A 21,499-nucleotide genomic window follows, 5' to 3' on the forward strand; every position below is an offset into this window, starting at 1 on the left:
CACAGGGTGTACCGCACCCGAACACTTAATGGATACTCGATGGTCTATGATGTTGTCGTGATCGGTGGTGGGCATGCAGGCAGCGAAGCAGCGGCCGCGTCAGCGCGTTACGGTGCGCGGACAGCGTTGTTGACCCACCAGCGTGATACCATTGGTGTAATGTCCTGCAATCCTGCGATTGGCGGCCTTGGCAAAGGCCATCTCGTTAGAGAAATAGATGCTCTCGATGGACTCATGGGCCGCGTCGCCGATACGGGTGGCATTCAGTTCCGGATGCTCAATCGCAAAAAAGGACCCGCAGTTCGCGGGCCGCGAACGCAGGCTGATCGGCGGCTTTACCGCGAGGCCATGCAAAGAGAGATATCTGGTATACAGGGCCTGGATATTGTTGAAGGCGATGCCTTTGATATCGACACCCAGAATGATGAAATCAAAGCGGTCGTTCTTGCGGACGGACGACGTATTCCATGTCGAGCTGTGGTATTAACGACTGGCACATTTTTGCGTGGTCTAATTCATATCGGATCCGATAAGATTCCTGCTGGCCGTGTTGGTGAGGATCCATCGATCGGCTTGTCTGAGACTCTTTCCCGCGCTGGTCTTTCGCTTGGTCGACTGAAGACCGGCACCCCTGCGCGCCTGGACGGTCGCACCATCGACTGGGTCGGACTGGACAAACAAGGTCCGGATGAGGATCCTATTCCGTTCTCCTTCATGACCGACAAGATCACTAATCCCCAAATTGATTGTGGCGTCACGCGAACGACGCCGGAGAGCCATAAAATCATCCAGGACAACATCCATCTGTCCGCGATGTATTCGGGCCAGATTGAGGGTGTCGGCCCGCGTTATTGCCCCTCCATCGAGGACAAGATCGTTCGCTTCGGCGAACGGGATGGGCACCAGATCTTTCTGGAGCCGGAAGGTCTTGACGATCACACTGTCTACCCAAACGGAATTTCGACCTCCCTTCCAGCCCATGTGCAAGAGGCATTCATTCACTCCATCCCAGGGCTGGAACGGGTCACCATTCTTCAACATGGTTACGCGATCGAGTATGACTATGTCGATCCCCGAGAGCTAAAGCCTTCGCTTGAATGTCGCAAGATTCCCGGTCTGTTTCTTGCGGGGCAGATTAATGGGACAACTGGTTACGAAGAGGCGGCCGCTCAAGGCTTGGTGGCTGGTCTAAACGCTGCCCGGTTGGCGGCGGATACAGACGCCCATATCTTTAGCAGAACCGATTCTTACATCGGTGTCATGATCGATGACTTGACCTCAAAAGGCGTCACCGAACCATACCGGATGTTCACATCTCGGGCGGAATATCGACTCTCACTCAGGGTCGATAATGCTGACCTCCGACTGACGCCGATGGGTCTGGAGATCGGTCTCGTCAGGACAGAGCGTACTAAGAAATTCGTTGAGTACACTGGTGCGTTGGGTCAGGGCCGGCAGCTCCTGAATGACCTTGTTATCACTCCAACACAGGCTGCGAAACAAGGGTTGAAGCTCAACCAAGATGGTCAACGACGAAGCGCATATGAGTTGCTTGCCTACCCGGACATTACGCTTGAGACATTGAAACCGATTTGGCCTGAGCTGAATCATCTTGCAACGAAAGTTGCAGAAGTGCTTGAGATTGAGGCCAGCTATGCTGTTTATATGCAGCGCCAGAATGCCGATATCATTGATGTCAAGCGTGACGAAGATCTTCAGATCCCGGCGGACTTCGACTTCGCGAGCCTGTCCGGACTCTCAAACGAATTGAAACAAAAGCTGCTCTTGGCGAAACCCCTAAACCTCGCTCAAGCGGGCAGAGTTGACGGAATGACACCAGCTGCGATCTCTCTTATTCTTGCGCTGGTCAAAAAAGGGACTTATACGCGAGCGGAGAAGATCCGAATACAGCCTTAACGAGTCCCAATATGACGATTAACGGCCAGAGTGTTTCACGTGAAACACAAGAACGCCTGGAGCACTTTGTTGAGCTCTTCAAGAAGTGGAATGCAACGACCAATCTCGTTGCGCCTTCGACACTTAAGGACCTGTGGTCGCGTCACGTAGCCGATAGTGCACAAATCTTTCAGCTTGCTCCCAAGCCATTAGTTTGGGCTGATCTAGGAAGTGGCGGCGGTTTCCCTGGCGTTATCACTGCCATTTTTCTTGCAGAACACCAGGACGGCTGGGTGCATCTGGTTGAAAGCAACCATAAGAAGGCTGCATTTTTGCGTGTCGCTCTGGCGAAAACCGGCGCACGCGGGACTGTTCATCCTCTTCGTATTGAGGCGGCTCCGGATGTCATTGGCAGATGCGATGCCGTGTCCGCCAGGGCTCTGGCGGATCTTGATCTCCTGCTTTCCTACATCTATCCTTGGGCTCAGAAGAACGAAGACCTCAAGGCCTTTCTTAATAAAGGCCGGGATTATGATACAGAGGTCACAAATGCCCGTGGTCGTTGGTCCTTCGATCTGATAAAACATCGAAGTGCGGTCGATGAAGACTCGGTTGTTCTCGAGATCCATAACCTGTCGACGAAGCGCTGAATCATCAAGCCAGGTGCGGCATCATGTCTGATAAGAACCGGATTATTACGATAGCGAACCAGAAGGGTGGCGTGGGCAAGACCACGACCGCTATCAATCTCGCCACCGCGCTTGCTGCTATTGGCGAACGCGTCCTGGTTGTGGACCTTGATCCGCAGGGCAATGCAAGCACAGGTCTAGGGATTGATCGTCGCGAGCGAAAGCTCTCTTCTTATGATTTGCTGGTGGGCGCCAATACCGTCTCAGAAGTCGCAGTGCCGACTGCGGTGCCGAATCTGGACATCATTCCATCGACCATGGATCTCCTAGGCTTCGAGATGGAGGTCGCGAATGCGCCAAATCGCGTTTTCCTGCTTCGGAACGCTTTGCGAAGCCCGGAGGCAATGGCCTATTCGTATATTCTGTTGGATTGCCCGCCCTCATTCAATCTCCTGACGATGAACGCTATGGCGACGGCGCACTCGGTTCTTGTGCCGCTGCAGTGCGAGTTCTTCGCGCTTGAAGGCCTGAGCCAGCTGCTTGATACCGTCAACCAAATTCGCGGCACTGTTAATCCTGCGTTGGATATTCAGGGAATTGTCCTGACAATGTTCGATGCCCGCAACAACCTGGCGCAGCAGGTCGTCAATGATGTGCGTACGCATCTCGGCGACAAGGTTTACCATACGCTCATCCCTCGAAATGTGCGCGTTTCAGAGGCGCCGTCCTATGGTAAGCCTGCCATTCTGTATGATCTGAAGTGTGCGGGTAGCCAGGCCTATCTGCAGCTGGCGTCCGAAGTGATTCAGAGAGAACGGCTGCGCAAGGCTGCCTGAAGCGCAGCTGACCCAAATGAATTGGTATGGAGTATAGTATGAGTGACGATCTCTCCAAGCGCCGCCTCGGTCGCGGTCTTGCTGCCCTGATTGGCGAGATGGATCAGCCTTTGCCCGTCGGTGAGCCACAGCGTGCGATTAGCCCCGACCGCATGGTGCCGATCGAGTTCATCGCTCGTAGCCCCCGTAACCCGCGTCGTTACTTCGACGAAAATGAGCTGCAAGATCTTGCCGCTTCCATTCGTCAGCATGGCATCGTGCAGCCTGTCGTCGTGCGAACGGTTGAACAGAACCGGTTTGAAATAATCGCAGGCGAGCGTCGTTGGCGTGCTGCCCAGCTTGCTGGCTTTACAGAGGTTCCTGTCATCGTTCGCGATGTCGATGATCGCACAGCGCTGGAACTGGCAATTGTCGAAAACGTTCAGCGTTCGGATCTCAATCCGCTTGAAGAAGCTCTCGGATACGAACAGCTGATTGCCGAGCACGGTTACACGCAGAACGATCTCGGAGAGATTATCGGCAAGAGCCGCAGTCACGTTGCCAACAGCCTTCGTTTGCTAAAACTGCCAGACCCCGTGCGTGACATGCTTTCGGAAGGTTCTCTGTCGGCCGGTCATGCACGTGCCCTCGTCTCCACCTCCGATCCCACCACGCTGGCAAAGACCATCGTATCGAAGGGACTTTCGGTTCGCGATGCGGAGCGCTTGGCGCAGAACGATATCCGCTCCCAGCTTGACCCGATGCAAGCGCGCAAGCCTGAGAAGGATTCAGATACGGTTGCGCTTGAACGCACGCTGTCGGACGCCCTCGGTCTTGACGTATCGATCAGCCACAAAGGCAATGGCGGGCAAGTCCGGATCAACTACAAGACGCTCGAGCAACTCGAAGGAGTCTGCCGTCTATTGGAACAGCGCGGCTGAGGTTGTCGATAATTTCCTAAGTTGTTGAAATACAATATAATAATCATGCCCGTTAAGGAAAAGCGCTTGCCCCCGCGTACCGGTCTCATGGCCGGTCGGTAACGGGCTTCGAGTTGGAGCTTGCGGCAGCCACCAAGATGATACGCGGTTGATGAACGCCTCTGCCTGAGGAAAAGACCCTCAAAGCTCTATACGTCCAATGGCACTGCTTTGCCGCATGGGCGCATGGAAAGCATGGTCCTGTCAGCATTGTTAAGGGTCGCAGTAGCGACCACCCACACTGTTATCGATAAACGAACGCTACGTTACTCAAAGTAATGAACGATGTATGCCGAGACGTCGGTCGGCCGAATGGATTTTCTTAAAAATCGATTGCGCGACCGTTGATCTCATAATCTCCGAAGCGCACAGGCTCAGCGCCGCCACGTCCACCGGTTTCCGGTGGAAGCTCAAGCTTCTGTGCGGCACGGCGTCGTTCTTCTGCTTCGTTCAGCGCGCGTTGGGCAGCGGGCGACAGGGCTTTGCCGTCCTTGTTCGCATTGTCGTTATCGGCGTTCTGCATGGGCTTCACCCTCGTCACGGCATATTGAAAAGCATTTTCAGGTAACCAGATTATAGAAAACTGCCCGCTTTGATAAGCCTTTGCGGGTCTTTTCATCGCTTATGACGGAGATGCTGGATGAACCTGATGCGTACGGCCATGCTGTTGGCCTTCATGACGGCCCTGTTCATGGGCGTCGGATTTCTGATCGGCGGTAAAGGCGGCATGATGATCGCGCTGGTGATTGCCGCCGGCATGAACCTGTTCTCCTACTGGAACTCCGACAAGATGGTGCTGGCGGCCTATCGCGCTCAGGAGGTTGACCAGCGCAATGCACCTGAGTTCTTTCACATGATCCGTGACCTTTCGCAGAATGCCGGCCTGCCGATGCCGAAGGTTTATGTCTATGACAGCCCGCAACCAAATGCCTTCGCCACTGGCCGCAATCCGGAGAATGCTGCTGTGGCCGCTTCAACTGGTCTGATGGAGATGCTGACGCCGCAGGAAGTTGCAGGCGTGATGGCGCATGAACTGGCGCATATTCAGAACCGTGACACGTTGACGATGACGATCACCGCCACGCTTGCCGGTGCCATCTCGATGCTCGGCAACTTTGCCTTCTTCTTCGGCGGTAACCGCGAGAACAACAATCCGCTCGGCTTTATCGGCGTATTGGTCGCGATGATCGTAGCCCCTCTCGCCGCCATGCTTGTCCAGATGGCGATCAGCCGCACGCGAGAATACTCCGCAGACCGTCGCGGGGCCGAAATCTGCGGTAATCCGCTGTGGCTGGCCTCGGCGCTGCAGAAGATCGCTGGAGCTGCCCAGCATATCCACAACAATGATGCCGAGCGAAACCCGGCCACGGCGCATATGTTCATCATCAATCCCCTGTCCGGCGAGCGGATGGACAACTTGTTTTCCACCCATCCGAATACAGAAAATCGTGTTGCGGCGCTGAACGCCATGTCGCAGGAGTTCAGCCGGGCATCGACGTATCAACCGACAAGTGGTAATGCCGTGCGCAAATCACGCTCCGTGCCCACCACCGGTCCTGGCCGCGGCACCGACAATCCACACAAAGGTCCTTGGTCTTGACATCATCCAACGCCCCTGCCCGGCCCAAGTTCAAAAATAGAAAGCCAACGTCTTCGGACGCTGGTGGGCCAGGCGGAGAATGGAAACCGGGTCTGTCTGCTCGCATGGCGGCGGCCAAGATCATTTCGGCGGTCATCGACAAGAAGACATCGCTTGATGGGATGATGGATGCCGAGCACGGCAATCCCACGTATCGCTCTCTCAATCTTGCCGACCGTGCATTGGTGCGAGCCATCGTCAATAGTGCACTTCGCCACCTGCCGAGGATCGAAGCTGCCATTTCCATGATGTTGGATGGACCGCTGCCTCAGGGCGCGCGGTCTCTGCACCATGTTCTGGTCGTCGCAGTTGCCCAGATGCTCTACCTTGATGTCCCTGATCACTCCGCAGTCGACCTTGCGGTGGAGCAAGCACATCGCGATCCGCGCAACAAGCGTTTCGTTAAGCTGGTCAATGCCGTCTTGCGCCGTCTCGGGCGTGAGAAGGACGCGGTTATGGCAGAGATCGATGCCGTGCCGGTTCTTCCAGACTGGTTCTACAACAGGTTGGTGAAATCCTATGGTGAGGACGCAGCCTCGCGCATTGCCGCCTCACAGCTTCTTCCCTCTTCGATCGATGTGACAGTAAAGTCCGATCCTGACCATTGGGCCAAGGAACTGAATGGCACCGTGCTGCCCAATGGCAGCGTGCGTCTGGGTTCTTTCGAGGGACAGGTTTCAGCGCTTCCCGGTTTCGCTGAAGGGGAATGGTGGGTTCAGGACTTTTCGGCGAGCATGCCCGTGCGCCTTATGGGAGATTTGAAGGGCAAGCGTGTTGGCGATCTCTGTGCCGCCCCTGGCGGCAAGACGGCCCAATTGATCCTTGCTGGCGCAAAGGTGACGGCGCTCGATCAGTCGGGCAACCGTCTGAAGCGGCTTCGCTCCAATCTTGAGCGTCTTGGATTCGAAGCCGAAACGGTTGAAGCCAATATGCTGAAGTATCAACCAGAAGAGCTGTTCGACGCCGTCCTCCTCGATGCACCTTGCTCATCGACGGGCACGATGCGCAAACACCCCGATGTCAGCTGGACGAAGGACGAGAAGGATATTGCCAAGTTGGCGAGCCTTCAGGAGCAGATGCTTCGTCAAGCCGTCACACTGGTCAAAGCCGGCGGCATGATCGTGTTCTCGAACTGCTCTCTCGATCCTTCCGAGGGAGAGGAGATGGTTGCCCAAGTCTTGGAATCGAACAGCAATCTTGAACGCGTGCCGGTGGAGGCAAAAGATTTGCCTGGCTTGGAAATTGCCATCAATCCCGATGGCGATCTCCGTACGACGCCGGACATGTTCGGTGGCGTCGACGGTTTTTACGCCACGGTTCTACGCAAGCGTGACGTGGGGTGAGGAACCCACACCATCAACACATGTCCTGATGCTTTATGAGGCTTCCTGATCAAGGAATAGGCGTGAGATCTGCGCGCGCTGCTTCATTCGTTTACAAAATATGAAGTTTTTCGTGAAACTTTATCCCTCTTCTTCAATAACGCTTTATATGCGTCGTCTCTAAAGCGAATTCCGCGAGGCAGGATACAGACGTTTGGCGAGCTCCCTGAACAATCGCGTTAGCGTTGCGGGCTACTTCTTCCGCACGGTCAAGCGCCGCGTCATGATCGCGGTTGCACCGTTGCGTCTGCAATTGTGGCGGCTTTCCAGCAGGACCCCAAGCGCGCTTGTCGCTGCACCCACGGATTTGCGCGCCGTCGATCCCTACGTCGCACAGGAACTCGTGCATGGGCGGCTGTTCCTGGCGGGCAAGATCCTGGAAACAGGCGGTGTCTCGCCTTTCCTGCTTGAGGCCCCGTCTCCGGCGTTTGAGGAGCGGCTGCATGCATTTGGCTGGTTGCGCCACGTTCGCGCTAGCAGATCGGAAGAAGCGGGAAACCGTGCGCGTCTGCATGTCGCGGAATGGATGAGCCTTTATGGACGCACAATTCGTGGAGCGGCATGGTCGCCAGAGCTTGCAGCACAGAGATTGACCTCCTGGCTCTCCCACTCGCCGGTGATCCTGCAGAAGGCAGATGCCAATTTTTACCGGCGCTTCTTACGATGCATTGGTTTGCATGTTGGCTATCTCGGTTTTATCGCGAAATATGTGCCGGATGGAGAGGCTCGCCTGAAGATCCGCATCGCGCTTGCCATGGCTTCTATCTCCATGCCCAACAGCGCGTCGAAAATCGCTCGCCAAGGCCGAAAGCTAGACCAGGAGATGGAGCGTCAGATCCTGCCTGATGGAGGTCATGTGTCGCGCAACCCGCGCGTCATGCTGGAGCTGTTGCTTGATCTGCTGCCGCTTCGGCAGAGTTACATCAATCTCGGTCATGACGTACCAGCGGGGCTTGTACCTGCGATCGATCGCATGTTTCCGGCTATTCGCTTTTTCCGCCATCAGGATGGTGATCTGGCTTTGTTCAACGGCGCCACGGCCACACTTGCCAACGAGCTTGCATCTGTGTTGCGTTACGATGAAACGGCTGGGCGTCCGTCGCGCTCGCTTCCCGACATTGCCTATCACCGGCTTTCAGTGGGCGATACGGTCGTCATCGTCGATACGGGCAAGCCTGCTTCCATCGAACTGTCGCGCAGCGCCCATTGTGGCTGCCTGTCTTTCGAGCTCTCTTCGGGCCGCTATCGCTTCATCGTCAATTCCGGCTTCCCGCAATATGCTTCGGTCGCCTTCAAGCGTGTCAGCCGGACCACCGCCGCTCATTCTACCGTCACGATCGCCGACCGCTCATCGGCCCGGATTTCGCACTCGCGTTTCCTAGGCCCCGTGATCGTCAAAGGGATCAGCGAGGTGGAGGTCGATCGTCGGACTGACGAAAAGCGAGCGGACATCCTGACCGCCTCTCACGACGGGTATGAGAAACTTGGTTATGTGCACCAGCGCGAATTGGAGTTGAACGAGGCTGGTACCAAGATCAGGGGGCGGGACTGGGTCAGGATCGATGAGAAGAAGCAACCTGAGCCGGCCGAAGCTGTCAGCCGCTTTCATGTTCATCCCTTGATCGAGCTGACGCAAGAAGATGAAGAAACGGTGCTGATGCAGGCACCGGATGGTACAGCTTGGGCGTTCTCAGCGCCTGCGCGTCAGGTCACCATTGCAGAAGACGTCTTCATGGCGGATGCATCAGGCATCCGGCCTTCGCTGCAAATCGAAGTCGCTTTCCAGCTTCCGCAAACGACGGAAATCCGCTGGATTCTTGAACAGCGCAACTGATCCTCGTCAACTATAGCGCTGCCGATAAAGCCGGACGCTCTGTTTATTAATCTACCAAGCTGTGCTAACGCGGCGGCAACCGCCGGGGCGTGCTTCCTCCGGCTCATCCTCCACCGTTCACGGAGTCGCCACGATGGCCGTCGTTTCCAAGAAGATCCCTGCACCCGACAAAGTTCGTATCCGCACCGCACTTTTGTCCGTCTCCGACAAGACCGACATCATCGAGCTTGCCGGCGCGCTGGTAAAGATGGGTGTGAAGCTGCTTTCTACCGGTGGTACATCCAAGGCGATTGCCGAGGCAGGTCTCCCGGTCACGGACGTATCCGACATCACCAAGTTTCCGGAGATCATGGATGGCCGGGTGAAGACCTTGCATCCGAATGTGCATGGTGGACTTCTCGCCATTCGTGACGATGCAGAGCACCAGGAAGCGATGCGTGCTCACGGTATCGAGGCCATTGATCTGTCCGTGATCAACCTCTACCCCTTCGAAGAGGTTCGCGCCAAAGGTGGCGATTATCCGACAACGGTCGAGAATATCGATATTGGCGGCCCCGCAATGATCCGGGCTTCGGCCAAGAACCACGCCTACGTCACCGTGGTTACCGATCCGACCGACTATCCGGAACTACTGGAAGCCCTGCAGGCGGACGACGGGCAGACGTCCTATGCGCTGCGCCAGCGCTTCGCGGCCAAGGCCTATGCGCGCACCGCCGCCTACGATGCCGTCATCTCGAACTGGTTTGCGGAAGCGCTTGCAATCGAGACGCCGCATTACCGCGCCATTGGTGGGACATTGAAGGAAAAGATGCGTTACGGGGAAAACCCGCATCAGAGTGCCGGCTTCTATCTGACGGGTGAGAAGCGTCCGGGTGTCGCGACGGCCACGCTGCTCCAGGGCAAGCAGCTTTCCTACAACAACATCAACGACACGGATGCGGCCTATGAACTGGTCGCTGAATTCTTGCCTGAGAACGCACCGGCGGTTGCCATCATCAAGCATGCCAATCCATGCGGCGTGGCAACTGGCTCGACGTTGCTCGAGGCTTACAAGCGCGCGCTGGCCTGTGATCCCGTTTCGGCTTTTGGTGGCGTTATCGCCCTGAACCAGACGCTTGATGCACAAACGGCAGAGGAGATCATCCAGCTCTTCACCGAGGTCATCATCGCGCCAGACGTTACGGAAGAGGCAAAGGCGATCGTTGCGCGCAAACCGAATTTGCGTCTCCTTTCCGCTGGCGGCCTTCCTGATCCGCGTGCGGCCGGCATTACTGCCAAGACGGTTTCTGGTGGTCTCCTTGTGCAAAGCCGGGACAATGGCATGGTTGAAGACCTCGATCTAAAGGTCGTTACCAAACGGGCCCCGACGGCGCAGGAACTTGAGGACATGAAGTTCGCCTTCAAGATCGCCAAGCACGTCAAGTCGAATGCGGTGATCTACGCCAAGGATGGACAGACAGCCGGTATCGGCGCCGGTCAGATGAGCCGTGTGGATTCGGCCCGCATCGCGGCGCAGAAGGCGGAAGATGCTGCCAAGGCCATGGGTCTCGCCGAGCCGCTGACCAAGGGTTCGGCGGTTGCCTCTGAAGCCTTTTATCCGTTCGCGGACGGTCTTCTTGCGGCGATTGCCGCCGGTGCCACGGCCGTCATTCAGCCCGGCGGCTCCATGCGTGACCAGGAAGTGATCGACGCAGCTGATGCCCACAATGTGACAATGGTCTTCACCGGCATGCGGCACTTCCGTCACTAAAATCTTCGCTCCAAAAAGCAAAAGGCCCGGAGAACGATCCCGGGCCTTTTCTTTATCATCAACGTTTCACGTGAAGCATCAGGTCACGGCGCCGACCTGCCAAGGCACGAATTCGTTGTCTCCGTAGTCGTAGATTTCGCTAACGGTCTGCTCGCCAGATGCTACGGCGATAATGTGGTCGAAGATGCGTTGCCCGGCTTCTTCGATCGTTTCCTTGCCGGTGACGATGTCGCCGCAGTTGATATCCATATCCTCTTTCATGTGCTCGTACATTTCGGAGTTTGTGGCGATCTTGATGCAAGGGGCTGGCTTGAAGCCGGAGACGGAGCCGCGGCCGGTGGTGAAACAGATGACATTGCAGCCGCCCGCTACCTGGCCCGTGACTGCCACCGGATCATAGCCGGGGGTATCCATAAAGACGAAGCCGGGCTCGGTCACGGTCTCGGCGAATTCATAGACAGCCTTCAGCGGCATCGAGCCGCCTTTGGCAACAGCACCCAGGGATTTTTCCAAAATTGTGGTCAGTCCACCCAGCTTGTTGCCGTGTGACGGATTGTTGTTCAACTCATCACCATTACGGGCGGTGTAATCGCGCCACCAGTCGATCCGCTGCAGCAGCTTCTCTGCAACGGCCGGCGTCACGGCACGGCGTGTCAGAAGGTGTTCTGCGCCATAAATCTCAGGCGTTTCGGCCAGAACCGTGGTTCCGCCATTGCGGACGATGAGATCCGAAGCGTATCCGAGAGCCGGGTTTGCCGAGATGCCGGAGTAACCGTCTGAGCCGCCGCATTCCAGCGCCAGCTTCAGTTTCGACAAGGGCTGTTCGGTGCGCTTTGCCGCGTTGACGATCGGCAGCATCTCCTTGACGTTGGCAATCGCGGCCTCGATCGTCTTGCGTGTGCCGCCATGCTGCTGGATCGTCATGGTGCGCAGACGGTCGCCCTCTTCCATCTTGTAGTGTTCGAGGATCGGAGCAATCTGGTTGGTCTCACAGCCAAGGCCGATCAGGAGGATACCACCGAAATTTGGATGGCGGGCATAGCCCTGGATCGTGCGAATCAGCAGGCGATAGCCTTCAGACTTGGTGTTGAGCGCACAGCCCGTTCCATGCGTTAGCGCCACGACGCCGTCGACATTGTCGAAACCGTCGAGGCCGCCTTCCTTGTTGAAATAGTCGGCTATGTATCGCGACACCGTGGCGGAACAGTTTACCGACGCAATGACGCCGATGTAGTTGCGCGTGCCGGCACCGCCTGTCCCACGATCATAGCCCATGAAGGTCCGACGTTCGGCTTGCGGCAGCATGCCTTTTTCTTCAATGTCGACGCTAAACTGGTGCGCGTGCTCGGATGGCACCATGGCAAGGTTGTGCAGGTGCACGTGGCGGCCTGGCTCAATGTCCTGTGTGGCAACGCCAATCACCTGACCGTATTTGATCACCTCTTCGCCGGACTTGATCGTCTTCAGGGCGACCTTGTGACCGCGCCCGATGAGATCGAGCGCTTTCAGATCACCGCGTCCGATGTCTGTCTCTTTCGGAATAGGTCGGCGGGCGACCGCGACATTGTCCTTGGCGTTCAGCAAAATGGTAGATTCGGTATTCTCAGTCACTCTTTTCCTCCTCCCGACAGATTGTCCGCCGAGGCCTGTCTAAAAAATTACGTGTCGATCCAGCGTCGTCTTGAGCTTTCGAGGTGAATGCGCATGGCAGCCTGAGCCATCAATGGATCACGGTTTTCCAACGCGATCAGAATCGCCTCATGTTCCTCCAACGCGAAGGTCCATGTGCTTCGGTCCTCGAACTTCACCCGCAATTGCGTCGAGATTGGGCTGTGCCTGTCATCGAAGAGATCGGCGACCAAACGCGCCAGAATGGTGTTTCCCGATTGTTCGGCGATCGTGGAGTGAAACTTTCGGTCCTGATCGAGAGGCTTGCGGCCTGCCTCGATCTCCTTCCTCATTTCGTCCAGCGTCGCTCGCAACATCGCAAGAGCAGGCTCATCGATACGGCTCGCCGCAAGGACAATGGTTGCACCTTCCAGTGTGGATCGAGCCTGCATCAGCTCAGAAGGGCTGTCGCCGAGAGACCGCGTGCTTGCCTGTTGGGCGGCGGTCTCTGTCGAGACGTAAACGCCAGAACCCATGCGGATTTCGACGCTGCCGTCGATTTCAAGCGCGATCAATGCCTCGCGCAAAGAGGGACGAGAAACGCCGAGCTTTTGGGCTAAGTCCCTCTCAGAGGGCAGCCGTGTTCCAGGCTGGAACTCTCCACCGTCGATCAAGTCGCGGATCTGGTCTGCAACCTGTTGGTAGAGGCGTCTCGGCTCAACGATTTTGGCCTGACCATTCATTTGAGGTCCACGATGATCCTGAGGGAATTTAAGATTTGGCCTTACCGTAGACCTTACGGAAGGCATTGGCAAAGATATATTTTATCCTATTGAAATATATTGATATTATGAGAATTATGCCAGTTTCATTTCCTGAGGATTGCTATGCGCAGCAACAAAAAATCACAAATTGGCTTGACCACTCAAAAAATGCGGCCTAACCATTGCGGCCATTGAAGCGCTCTGCGGGAGAACGGAGCGGCTATTGGGAGGTAGCGGATGTCGCAAGGCGCATCGTCCATTTCGAGCCATGATGACACACGGCATGACGCGCTTCAGGCGTCCGGTACGCTTTTGCGTCTCGAGGACATCTGCAAGGAGTTTCCTGGCGTCAAGGCTTTGAGCGATGTGCGTTTCGATCTGCGCTCCGGTGAAGTTCATGCCGTCTGCGGCGAGAACGGTGCTGGCAAGTCCACCTTGATGAAGATCATCAGCGGCGTCTATCAGCCCACCAGTGGTACGATCCTGCATAAGGGCCAGAAGGTCCAATATGCCTCTCCTCTGGAATCCGAAGCTGCTGGCATCGCCATCATTCACCAGGAACTCAATCTCGTTCCGCATTTGAGTGTTGCCGAAAACATTTATCTGGCCCGCGAGCCGAGGAAAGGCTTCCTCGTCGATCGCAAGAAGCTACGTGCTGATGCCAAACGCTGTCTCGATCGTCTCGGCGTCGATATCCATCCCGACACGCTGGTACGCGGACTGTCCGTGGCGCAGTGCCAGATGGTCGAAATTGCCAAGGCGCTCTCGCTCGATGCCGAAGTGCTCATCATGGATGAGCCGACTTCTTCGCTCACCGAGCAGGAAACACGCCTGTTGTTCAAGGTCATCCGCGACCTGAAGGCATCTGGCGTCGGTATCGTCTACATCTCCCACCGTCTGGATGAAATGGCCGAGATCGTCGATCGCGTTACCGTGCTTCGCGATGGACGCTATATCTCGACCGACGATTTCAAGTCGATCACGGTCGATGATATCGTCACACGCATGGTTGGCCGCTCGCTGGAAGAGAAGTTTCCTGAGCGGACATCGAAGCCGACGGATGAAGTGATCTTCTCGGTCAAAGGCCTGACGCGGGCGGGCGTATTCCATGACGTTAATTTCGAATTGCGCCGTGGCGAAATCCTGGGATTTGCGGGCCTGATGGGCGCTGGCCGTACTGAAGTCGCACGTGCCATTTTCGGCGCGGATGCTTTCGATGCCGGCACGATCACCTTTGAAGGCCGCGAGCTGACGATCAAGTCGCCTCAGGACGCCATCGAGCAGGGTATTGCCTATCTCTCCGAAGATCGTAAGAGCGACGGCCTGGCGATCAAGATGTCGGTTGCTGCCAATACTTCGCTTGCCAATATGGACGAGGTCTCCAACCGCTTCGGTCTGATCGACTTCAAGAAGCACGACGAGGTGGCAAAGCGCTACGTCGATCTCTTGAATGTTCGTACGCCCTCGATCAAACAGACGGTTCGTCTCCTATCTGGCGGCAACCAGCAGAAGATCATCATCGGCAAATGGTTGTTCCGCCAGTCACGCATCCTGTTTTTCGATGAGCCGACCCGTGGCATCGACGTCGGTGCAAAGTTCGCCATCTACAAGATCATGGATGAACTCGCAGCGCGCGGCATCGGCGTCATCCTCATCAGCTCGGAATTGCCCGAAGTGCTGGGCCTGACGGATCGTATCGCGGTGTTCCACGAAGGAACAATTACCGGTGTGCTGGAAACGGCCAAGACCAATCAAGAAGAAATCATGCGCTATGCCTCCGGCTATAGCCGCAAGGCGCAATGAGGTAAGACATGTCGAAATCACCAGAACCCGTTAAGACCCCTTCGCTCAGCGATAGACAGAAGGACATCATCCAGAAGTTTGCCGCTCTCGGCAGCCTCGTGGTGCTGGCCATCGTGTTTTCGGCAACTAGCAGTGCCTTCTTCAGCGTCAACAACGCCATGACGATCGCTCTGCAGGTCACCTCGATTGCGCTGTTGGGTATCGGCGCGACCTGCGTCATCATCACCGGCGGCATCGACTTGTCCGTCGGTTCGGTTCTGGCGCTTGCCGGCGTGGTTGCTGCACTTGCGGTAAAGGAACTTGGCATGCCTGTTCCGGTTGGCATGTTCCTCGGCATCCTCACGGGTTCGCTCTGCGGTCTGATCAACGGTTTTCTGGTCACGCGCTTCAAGCTGCCGCCCTTCATTGCAACGCTTGGCATGATGTTGATCGCGCGCGGTGTGGCGCTGCAGATCACTGGTGCCCGTGCGGTCTCCGGTCTGGGTGAATCCTTCGGCGAACTTGGCAACGGCGCCCTCTTCCGCATCGTCAATATCGGTGACGATGGGTTCCCGAATGTCGTTTTTCCCGGCATTCCCTACCCGGTCATCTTGATGGTCGTCATTGCCCTTGCCGTGGCCTTCATGCTGAACCGTTCGGTTCTCGGACGCCACATCTATGCGGTCGGCTCCAATGCTGAAGCGGCTCGTCTTTCCGGCGTCAATGTCGCCCGCGTCACCAACTTCACCTACGTTCTTTCCGGCACGCTTGCTGGTCTGACGGGCTGCGTATTGATGTCGCGCCTTGTCACCGCACAGCCGAACGAAGGTGTCATGTACGAGCTTGATGCCATCGCCAGCGCCGTCATCGGCGGAACCTCGCTGATCGGCGGCGTCGGAACGATTTCAGGGACAGCAATCGGTGCATTCGTCATCGGTATCCTGCGCAACGGTCTCAATATGAACGGGGTCTCTGCCTTCACGCAGCAGATCATCATCGGCCTCGTCATCTTGATGACAGTCTGGATCGACCAGTTGCGCAATCGCCGCTGATTGCACTGCAAAGCTTCTGAAAAGGGTGCGGACCCTATCCGCGGGACAGCCGGTGTCGAGAAGAGGAGCTCTCCCTTCGCCGGTACAAATGGAGGAAGACATGAAAAAACTGACGACTGTTCTTTTGACATCCGTGATCGCGCTCTGGAGCGTTTCCGCGGTACAGGCCGGCGAAATCGCCGTCATCGTCAAGACCGTCAACTCGACATTCTGGCAGAACGTCCAGAAGGGCGCCGACGCTGCGATGAAGAATGTCAAGGGCGAAACGATGACCTTCCAGGGTCCGGCGTCCGAATCCGCCATCGCCGACCAGGTGAACATGGTTGAAAACGCAGTCAACCGTAAGGTCGATGGCATCGTGCTCGCACCGTCCGATCCGGACGCTCTTCTTCCAGCCGTCAAGAAGGCATGGGAAGCTCGCATCCCAGTTGTTCTGATCGACTCGCAGCTCGCCAAGGGTGGCGATCAGTATTACCAGTCGTTCCTGGCGACCGACAACAAGAAGGCCGGTGAGCTGGCCGCCGAAGAAATGATCAAGAAGGTCGGCAAGGAAGGCAAGATCGCGGTCATGTCCTACGTCGCCGGTGCCGGTTCTGAAATCGGTCGCGTCGGTGGCTTCATCGACTACATCAAGGCCAATTCCAAGCTGCAGATCGTCGGCCCATACTACTCTCAGTCCCAGATGGCGACCGCTCTGAACCAGACGACCGACGTTCTGGCCGCCAACCCTGACCTGAAGGGCATCTTCGGCGCCAACGAGCCCACCGCAATCGGTGTTGGTCGTGCGCTCGCTCAGTCCGGCAAGGCTGGCAAGGTGGTTGCGATCGGCTTCGACGGTAACGAAGACCTCCAGAACTTCGTCAAGGACGGCACGCTGTCTGCAATCGTCGTTCAGGGTTCCTACCAGATGGGCGAAAAGGGTGTAGAAACCGTCGAAAAGCTGATCAAGAAGGAAAAGGTCGAGAAGTTTGTTGATACCGGTGTCGTCGTCGTCACGAAGGACAACATCGACAAGCCGGAAGCCAAGAACGTTCTGTACTAAAACTCTCCTCTGTCACGCCTGACCCGATTTCGGCGTGATAGAACTCCCGAAGAAACGTTCAAAACAGATGGTCGCATATCGTGCGGCCATCTCCACCAGATGACAAATGTGAAAGTGCCCCGCCATGAAGGTCTCCGATAAACGCAAGTTGCCACACAGAGATGTCGAAGTGACCATCATGGGCCTCGGCTGTGCGCAGATGGGCAACCTCTATCGCCTCACGCCTTATGAGGAATCCAAGGGCGCTTTCGACAAGGCCTGGGACAGCGGAATGCGTTACTTCGATACCGCGCCCTTCTATGGCTACACCCGCTCCGAGCGTCGTCTCGGCACGATGGTGACCGAGCACGATCGCAGCGACTACACGCTCAGCACCAAGGTCGGCCGCGTTATGGTGCCGGATGAAACCGTTGGACCGGAAGAAGACACCTACGTTGCGCCGCTGCCCTTCCGGCCGGTTTACGACTATTCCTATGACGCGATCATGCGCTCCTTCGAAGCGAGCCAGCAGCGTCTGGGGATTCTCAAGCCCGACATTCTCTACATCCACGATATCGGCCCCTATACCCACGGCGACAAGCACCAGCACTACTGGGAACAGCTGACGACAGGTGGCGGCTTCAAGGCGCTCGGCAAGCTGCGCGACGAAGGCTCCACGAAGGCCGTCGGTCTTGGCGTCAACGAATGGGAAGTGGTTCGCGATGCGATGGACGTGTTTGATATCGATGCCGCCATGCTTGCCGGTCGTTATACGCTTCTGGAACAAGAGAGCCTGAGCTTCATGAACGCCTGCGCCGAAAAGGGTGTTGGCATCGTTGTTGCCGGTGCCTTCAATTCCGGTATTCTCGCCGGCAATCGCAAGTTCAACTACAAGGACGCGCCCGCAGAACTTTTGGCACGGGTGGATGCCCTGCACGATGTTTGCGAAGAGATGGGGGTTTCGCTCCAGGCCGCTGCATTGCAGTTCCCGCTGGCTCATCCTGCCTCGGTAACGGTCGTTTCCGGCGCACGCAACGCGGAGCAGTTGACCTCCAACATCGCATGGTTCGAGCAGGAAATCCCGGACGCGTTCTGGGCCGAATTGCACCGCCGGGGTCTCATTGCCGAAGGCTCACCAGTGCCAGGCGCAAAGGGCTGAACCATGCTCATCGATGCACATCAGCATTTCTGGCTGCTGAAGGACCGGCAGGGCCAGTGGCCTCCGGCGTCGCTTGAAGCGATCTATCGGGACTTCCTGCCCGCGGATCTTCAGCCCTTGCTGGAAAAGGCGGGCGTTTCCGGCACCGTGCTGGTGCAGACGATGGAACGCCCGGCCGACACGGATTTCATGCTGGCGCTTGCTGATGACCACAGCTTCATCAAGGGTGTGGTCGGTTGGGTGGATATGAAGGCGGCGGATGCGCCCCACGAGATCGCTCGGCTTGCTTCAAATGCAGCCTTCAAGGGTGTGCGACCGATGTTGCAGGACATCGCGGATGTCCGGTGGATCGACGATCCGGCCCTTGATGCTGCTGTGGAAGTGCTGGTGGAAAAGGGTCTCGTCTTCGATGCGCTGGTTCTGCCGCCGCATCTGCCTTATCTGCTGCGTTTCGCAGAGCGTCATCCTTCACTCAAGATCGTTATCGATCATGGCGCAAAGCCCAAGATCGCGACAGGCCATTATGTCGAATGGCGCAGCGACATGGCCGCACTTGCCGCTCTGCCAAATGTGTACTGCAAACTCTCCGGTCTTCTGGTGGAGCGCGGGGATCAAAAGCCGCAAGCGGTTCGGCCCTATGCTGAAACGATTCTGGAGCTGTTCGGTCCCGAGCGGGTGATCTTCGGCAGCGACTGGCCGGTCATTCGGCTTGCTGGAGACTACCAGGACTGGCTGGATTTTTGCCGGGATGTCGTGCCCCAAGAGCACCATTCCAAGGTTTTTGGCGGCAACGCCATACGTCTCTATTCTCTCTCGGACAGGTGATTCATGCTGGCGATCTTTTGCGACAAACCCGGTCTGCTCGTTTCCAAGGAACTTCCGAAGCCGTCTCGCGCGGAGAATGAAGTTCTGGTCCGCGTTCGCCGCATCGGAGTGTGCGGCACGGATTTGCACATCTTCACCGGTAACCAGCCCTATCTTTCCTACCCTCGTATCATGGGCCATGAACTGTCGGGCACCGTAGAGGAAGCACCGCAGGGCAGCAGCCTGTCGGCCGGAGATATCGTCACCATCATTCCCTACATGTCCTGCGGACACTGCAATGCGTGCTTGAAGGGCAAGAGCAATTGCTGCCGCAACATCGGCGTACTCGGTGTGCATCGCGATGGTGGTATGGTCGAGTATCTGAGCGTGCCGCAGCAATTCGTGCTGAAGGCAGAAGGCCTCTCTCTCGATCAGGCGGCCATGACGGAGTTTCTGGCGATCGGCGCGCATGCCGTGCGTCGCGGCGCGGTCGAGAAGGACCAGCATGTGTTGATCGTCGGTGCCGGCCCCATCGGCATGGCCGTTGCCGTCTTTGCCGTGATGAATGGTGCGACGGTGACAATGATCGACAGCCGCGGGGACCGGCTGTCCTTTTGCCGCGATCATTTGGGCGTTGCCAATATCGTGCTGCTTGGCGACGGCGATAAGGATCGTCTGGGCGAGATTACCGAAGGCAACTTCTTCGATGTCGTCTTCGATGCGACCGGCAATCCGAAAGCCATGGAGCGGGGATTCTCCTTTGTCGGCCACGGCGGTGCTTATGTTCTTGTTTCCATCGTTGCCAGCGACATCAGCTTCAACGATCCAGAATTCCACAAGCGCGAGACGACGCTTCTCGGCAGCCGCAATGCGACCCCGGAAGATTTCGAACGGGTATTGGAAGCTCTGCGCGCCGGACGCGTGCCGGAAGCCCTGATCACCCACCGCATGACGCTTGCCGACGTGCCAGCCAACTTCGCCGGCTTGACCGACCCCCGCGCCGGCGTCATCAAAGGCATGGTGGAAGTGGCCTGAACTGCCCGCCAGCCATCCTATTCAACGACCTCTGACCGCGAGTAAAACGGCCATGACCAAGATTACCGACCTGCGCGTTTTCGATCTGCGCTTCCCAACTTCACAGAGCCTCGACGGCTCGGATGCGATGAATCCAGATCCGGATTACTCAGCGGCCTACGTTATTCTTGATACGGACGAGCCTTCGCTGAAGGGGCACGGACTGACGTTCACCATCGGTCGCGGCAACGACATCTGCTGCATGGCGATCAAGGCAATGCGGCACCTGGTGGTCGGAACGGATCTCGCTAGCGTCGTCGAAAACCCCGGTAAATACTGGCGCCATCTGACGAGCGACAGCCAGCTACGCTGGATCGGGCCTGACAAGGGCGCGATGCACCTGGCAACCGGTGCCGTTGTCAATGCCGTCTGGGATCTGCTTGCAAAGCAGGCCGGTAAGCCGGTATGGCAGTTTGTTGCCGATATGAGCGCCGAAGAAATCGCCGACATTGTCGACTATCGCTATCTGACCGACGTCCTGACCCGCGAGGATGCGCTTGCAATCCTGAAGAAGGCGGAGGTCGGCAAGAAGGAGCGCGTCGATATCCTTAAGTCAGAAGGTTACGCCTGCTACACCACTTCCGCTGGGTGGCTCGGTTACAGCGACGAGAAGCTGCGTCGCCTCTGCCATGAAGCGATCGATGCCGGCTTCAACCATGTGAAGATGAAGGTCGGCCGCGATCTGGACGACGATATTCGTCGCCTCACCATTGCCCGTGAAGTCATCGGTCCCGATCGTTATCTGATGATCGATGCCAACCAGGTCTGGGAAGTCGATCAGGCCATCGAGTGGGTCAACAAGCTTGCGTTCTGCAAGCCGTTCTTCATCGAAGAGCCGACGAGCCCTGACGATGTCGCCGGTCACCGTAAGATTCGCCAGGCCATCGGCTCCGTAAAGGTCGCGACCGGTGAGATGTGCCAGAACCGCATCATGTTCAAGCAGTTCATCGCCGAAGGCGCAATCGACGTCGTGCAGATCGACAGCTGCCGCATGGGCGGTCTGAACGAAGTTCTCGCTGTGCTGCTGATCGCCGCGAAATACAATCTGCCCGTTTGGCCGCACGCCGGTGGCGTGGGTCTGTGCGAATATGTCCAGCATCTGTCGATGATCGACTATCTGGTCGTGTCCGGTACCAAGGAAGGCCGCGTGATCGAGTATGTCGATCATCTGCACGAGCACTTCTTCGAGCCATGCGACATCCAGAACGCAGCTTACATGCCGCCAAAGATGGCTGGCTTCTCCATCGAGATGAAGCCGGAGTCGATCGAGGCTTACACCTTCAAAGGTTGAGGCTCCGAACTCTCCTCTT

At 57.0% G+C, this 21,499-nt stretch carries 18 protein-coding genes; 15 read left to right on the top strand and 3 right to left on the bottom strand.

The genetic code is table 11. The annotated features are described in order from the left end of the window. Nucleotides 1–39: 39 nt before the first annotated feature. From mnmG to WKI41_RS16725, 4 genes are read left to right on the top strand one after another with little or no spacing between them, the layout of a single operon-like run. Nucleotides 40–1,917, top strand: coding sequence for a tRNA uridine-5-carboxymethylaminomethyl(34) synthesis enzyme MnmG (mnmG, locus tag WKI41_RS16710; RefSeq protein WP_340194607.1), 1,878 nt, complete (start codon nucleotides 40–42; stop codon nucleotides 1,915–1,917). An 11-nt stretch (nucleotides 1,918–1,928) separates the two neighbouring features. Then, entirely contained in the window at nucleotides 1,929–2,546 is a 618-nt protein-coding gene (gene rsmG / locus WKI41_RS16715) for a 16S rRNA (guanine(527)-N(7))-methyltransferase RsmG (protein WP_340194608.1), read from the top strand. A 20-nt stretch (nucleotides 2,547–2,566) separates the two neighbouring features. Beyond that, nucleotides 2,567–3,361 carry a ParA family protein gene (locus tag WKI41_RS16720; protein ID WP_340194832.1) on the top strand — a complete coding sequence of 265 codons (795 nt, stop codon included), beginning with the start codon at nucleotides 2,567–2,569 and terminating at the stop codon, nucleotides 3,359–3,361. A gap of 38 nt (nucleotides 3,362–3,399) precedes the next feature. Continuing rightward, nucleotides 3,400–4,281, top strand: a complete 882-nt coding sequence (locus WKI41_RS16725; protein WP_340194609.1) for a ParB/RepB/Spo0J family partition protein — start codon at nucleotides 3,400–3,402, stop codon at nucleotides 4,279–4,281. Nucleotides 4,282–4,642: 361 nt separating this feature from the next. Here WKI41_RS16725 and WKI41_RS16730 read toward each other — a convergent pair whose 3' ends face one another. Beyond that, nucleotides 4,643–4,843, bottom strand: a complete 201-nt coding sequence (locus tag WKI41_RS16730; RefSeq protein ID WP_340194610.1) for a DUF1674 domain-containing protein — start codon at nucleotides 4,841–4,843, stop codon at nucleotides 4,643–4,645. Between the two features lie 117 nt (nucleotides 4,844–4,960). Between WKI41_RS16730 and htpX the strand changes: the two genes are divergently transcribed. The 4 genes from htpX to purH all read left to right on the top strand — a co-directional run bounded on the left by htpX (nucleotide 4,961) and on the right by purH (nucleotide 10,925). Further along, complete coding sequence (gene htpX, locus WKI41_RS16735; protein WP_340194611.1) at nucleotides 4,961–5,920, top strand: zinc metalloprotease HtpX; 960 nt, start codon at nucleotides 4,961–4,963, stop codon at nucleotides 5,918–5,920. After that, complete coding sequence (locus tag WKI41_RS16740) at nucleotides 5,917–7,302, top strand: RsmB/NOP family class I SAM-dependent RNA methyltransferase (RefSeq protein ID WP_425341060.1); 1,386 nt, start codon at nucleotides 5,917–5,919, stop codon at nucleotides 7,300–7,302. Before htpX ends, WKI41_RS16740 begins: the two co-directional genes overlap by 4 nt. 193 nt (nucleotides 7,303–7,495) lie before the next feature. Then, nucleotides 7,496–9,175 (top strand): heparinase II/III family protein, encoded by a 1,680-nt coding sequence (locus WKI41_RS16745; protein WP_425341061.1) that lies wholly within the window; start codon nucleotides 7,496–7,498, stop codon nucleotides 9,173–9,175. Between the two features lie 133 nt (nucleotides 9,176–9,308). Further along, nucleotides 9,309–10,925: a bifunctional phosphoribosylaminoimidazolecarboxamide formyltransferase/IMP cyclohydrolase gene (purH, locus tag WKI41_RS16750; protein ID WP_340194613.1), complete on the top strand. Its 1,617-nt coding sequence runs from the start codon at nucleotides 9,309–9,311 to the stop codon at nucleotides 10,923–10,925. Nucleotides 10,926–11,003: 78 nt separating this feature from the next. On the opposite strand, the gene WKI41_RS16755 is transcribed toward purH, so the two are convergent. Both WKI41_RS16755 and WKI41_RS16760 read right to left on the bottom strand, forming a co-directional pair. Next, complete coding sequence (locus WKI41_RS16755) at nucleotides 11,004–12,536, bottom strand: UxaA family hydrolase (RefSeq protein WP_340194614.1); 1,533 nt, start codon at nucleotides 12,534–12,536, stop codon at nucleotides 11,004–11,006. A 47-nt stretch (nucleotides 12,537–12,583) separates the two neighbouring features. Next, entirely contained in the window at nucleotides 12,584–13,276 is a 693-nt protein-coding gene (locus WKI41_RS16760) for a FadR/GntR family transcriptional regulator (protein ID WP_340194615.1), read from the bottom strand. A 258-nt stretch (nucleotides 13,277–13,534) separates the two neighbouring features. Between WKI41_RS16760 and WKI41_RS16765 the strand changes: the two genes are divergently transcribed. The 7 genes from WKI41_RS16765 to WKI41_RS16795 all read left to right on the top strand — a co-directional run bounded on the left by WKI41_RS16765 (nucleotide 13,535) and on the right by WKI41_RS16795 (nucleotide 21,480). Continuing rightward, the gene (locus tag WKI41_RS16765; protein WP_340194616.1) at nucleotides 13,535–15,100 is read left to right on the top strand and encodes a sugar ABC transporter ATP-binding protein; all 1,566 of its coding nucleotides are present in this window, start codon (nucleotides 13,535–13,537) and stop codon (nucleotides 15,098–15,100) included. An 8-nt stretch (nucleotides 15,101–15,108) separates the two neighbouring features. Continuing rightward, nucleotides 15,109–16,131, top strand: coding sequence for an ABC transporter permease (locus tag WKI41_RS16770; protein WP_062424708.1), 1,023 nt, complete (start codon nucleotides 15,109–15,111; stop codon nucleotides 16,129–16,131). A 100-nt stretch (nucleotides 16,132–16,231) separates the two neighbouring features. Then, the gene (locus tag WKI41_RS16775) at nucleotides 16,232–17,173 is read left to right on the top strand and encodes an ABC transporter substrate-binding protein (RefSeq protein ID WP_340194617.1); all 942 of its coding nucleotides are present in this window, start codon (nucleotides 16,232–16,234) and stop codon (nucleotides 17,171–17,173) included. 124 nt (nucleotides 17,174–17,297) lie between these two features. Beyond that, a complete protein-coding gene (locus WKI41_RS16780) occupies nucleotides 17,298–18,311 on the top strand; it encodes an aldo/keto reductase (protein ID WP_340194618.1) in 1,014 nt (337 codons plus the stop codon). A gap of 3 nt (nucleotides 18,312–18,314) precedes the next feature. Next, a complete protein-coding gene (locus WKI41_RS16785; RefSeq protein ID WP_340194619.1) occupies nucleotides 18,315–19,136 on the top strand; it encodes an amidohydrolase family protein in 822 nt (273 codons plus the stop codon). 3 nt (nucleotides 19,137–19,139) lie between these two features. Beyond that, a complete protein-coding gene (locus WKI41_RS16790; protein ID WP_340194620.1) occupies nucleotides 19,140–20,150 on the top strand; it encodes a zinc-binding alcohol dehydrogenase family protein in 1,011 nt (336 codons plus the stop codon). Nucleotides 20,151–20,202: 52 nt separating this feature from the next. Beyond that, nucleotides 20,203–21,480, top strand: a complete 1,278-nt coding sequence (locus tag WKI41_RS16795) for an L-fuconate dehydratase (protein WP_340194621.1) — start codon at nucleotides 20,203–20,205, stop codon at nucleotides 21,478–21,480. Nucleotides 21,481–21,499 lie beyond the last annotated feature (19 nt).

Origin of the sequence: Agrobacterium larrymoorei (assembly GCF_037722385.1) — a bacterium.
In the GTDB taxonomy this organism is placed as follows: Bacteria; Pseudomonadota; Alphaproteobacteria; order Rhizobiales; family Rhizobiaceae; genus Agrobacterium; species Agrobacterium larrymoorei_C.

Excerpts from the sequence above, each read along its gene's own strand:
- WKI41_RS16770 (WP_062424708.1), top strand. The coding sequence starts at position 15,109 with ATGTCGAAATCACCAGAACCCGTTAAGACCCCTTCGCTCAGCGATAGA.
- WKI41_RS16790 (WP_340194620.1), top strand. The coding sequence starts at position 19,140 with ATGCTGGCGATCTTTTGCGACAAACCCGGTCTGCTCGTTTCCAAGGAA.
- WKI41_RS16725 (WP_340194609.1), top strand. The coding sequence starts at position 3,400 with ATGAGTGACGATCTCTCCAAGCGCCGCCTCGGTCGCGGTCTTGCTGCC.
- WKI41_RS16785 (WP_340194619.1), top strand. The coding sequence starts at position 18,315 with ATGCTCATCGATGCACATCAGCATTTCTGGCTGCTGAAGGACCGGCAG.
- WKI41_RS16795 (WP_340194621.1), top strand. The coding sequence starts at position 20,203 with ATGACCAAGATTACCGACCTGCGCGTTTTCGATCTGCGCTTCCCAACT.
- WKI41_RS16780 (WP_340194618.1), top strand. The coding sequence starts at position 17,298 with ATGAAGGTCTCCGATAAACGCAAGTTGCCACACAGAGATGTCGAAGTG.
- WKI41_RS16730 (WP_340194610.1), bottom strand. The coding sequence starts at position 4,843 with ATGCAGAACGCCGATAACGACAATGCGAACAAGGACGGCAAAGCCCTG.
- htpX (WP_340194611.1), top strand. The coding sequence starts at position 4,961 with ATGAACCTGATGCGTACGGCCATGCTGTTGGCCTTCATGACGGCCCTG.
- purH (WP_340194613.1), top strand. The coding sequence starts at position 9,309 with ATGGCCGTCGTTTCCAAGAAGATCCCTGCACCCGACAAAGTTCGTATC.
- WKI41_RS16775 (WP_340194617.1), top strand. The coding sequence starts at position 16,232 with ATGAAAAAACTGACGACTGTTCTTTTGACATCCGTGATCGCGCTCTGG.
- mnmG (WP_340194607.1), top strand. The coding sequence starts at position 40 with ATGGTCTATGATGTTGTCGTGATCGGTGGTGGGCATGCAGGCAGCGAA.
- rsmG (WP_340194608.1), top strand. The coding sequence starts at position 1,929 with ATGACGATTAACGGCCAGAGTGTTTCACGTGAAACACAAGAACGCCTG.
- WKI41_RS16760 (WP_340194615.1), bottom strand. The coding sequence starts at position 13,276 with ATGAATGGTCAGGCCAAAATCGTTGAGCCGAGACGCCTCTACCAACAG.
- WKI41_RS16765 (WP_340194616.1), top strand. The coding sequence starts at position 13,535 with ATGTCGCAAGGCGCATCGTCCATTTCGAGCCATGATGACACACGGCAT.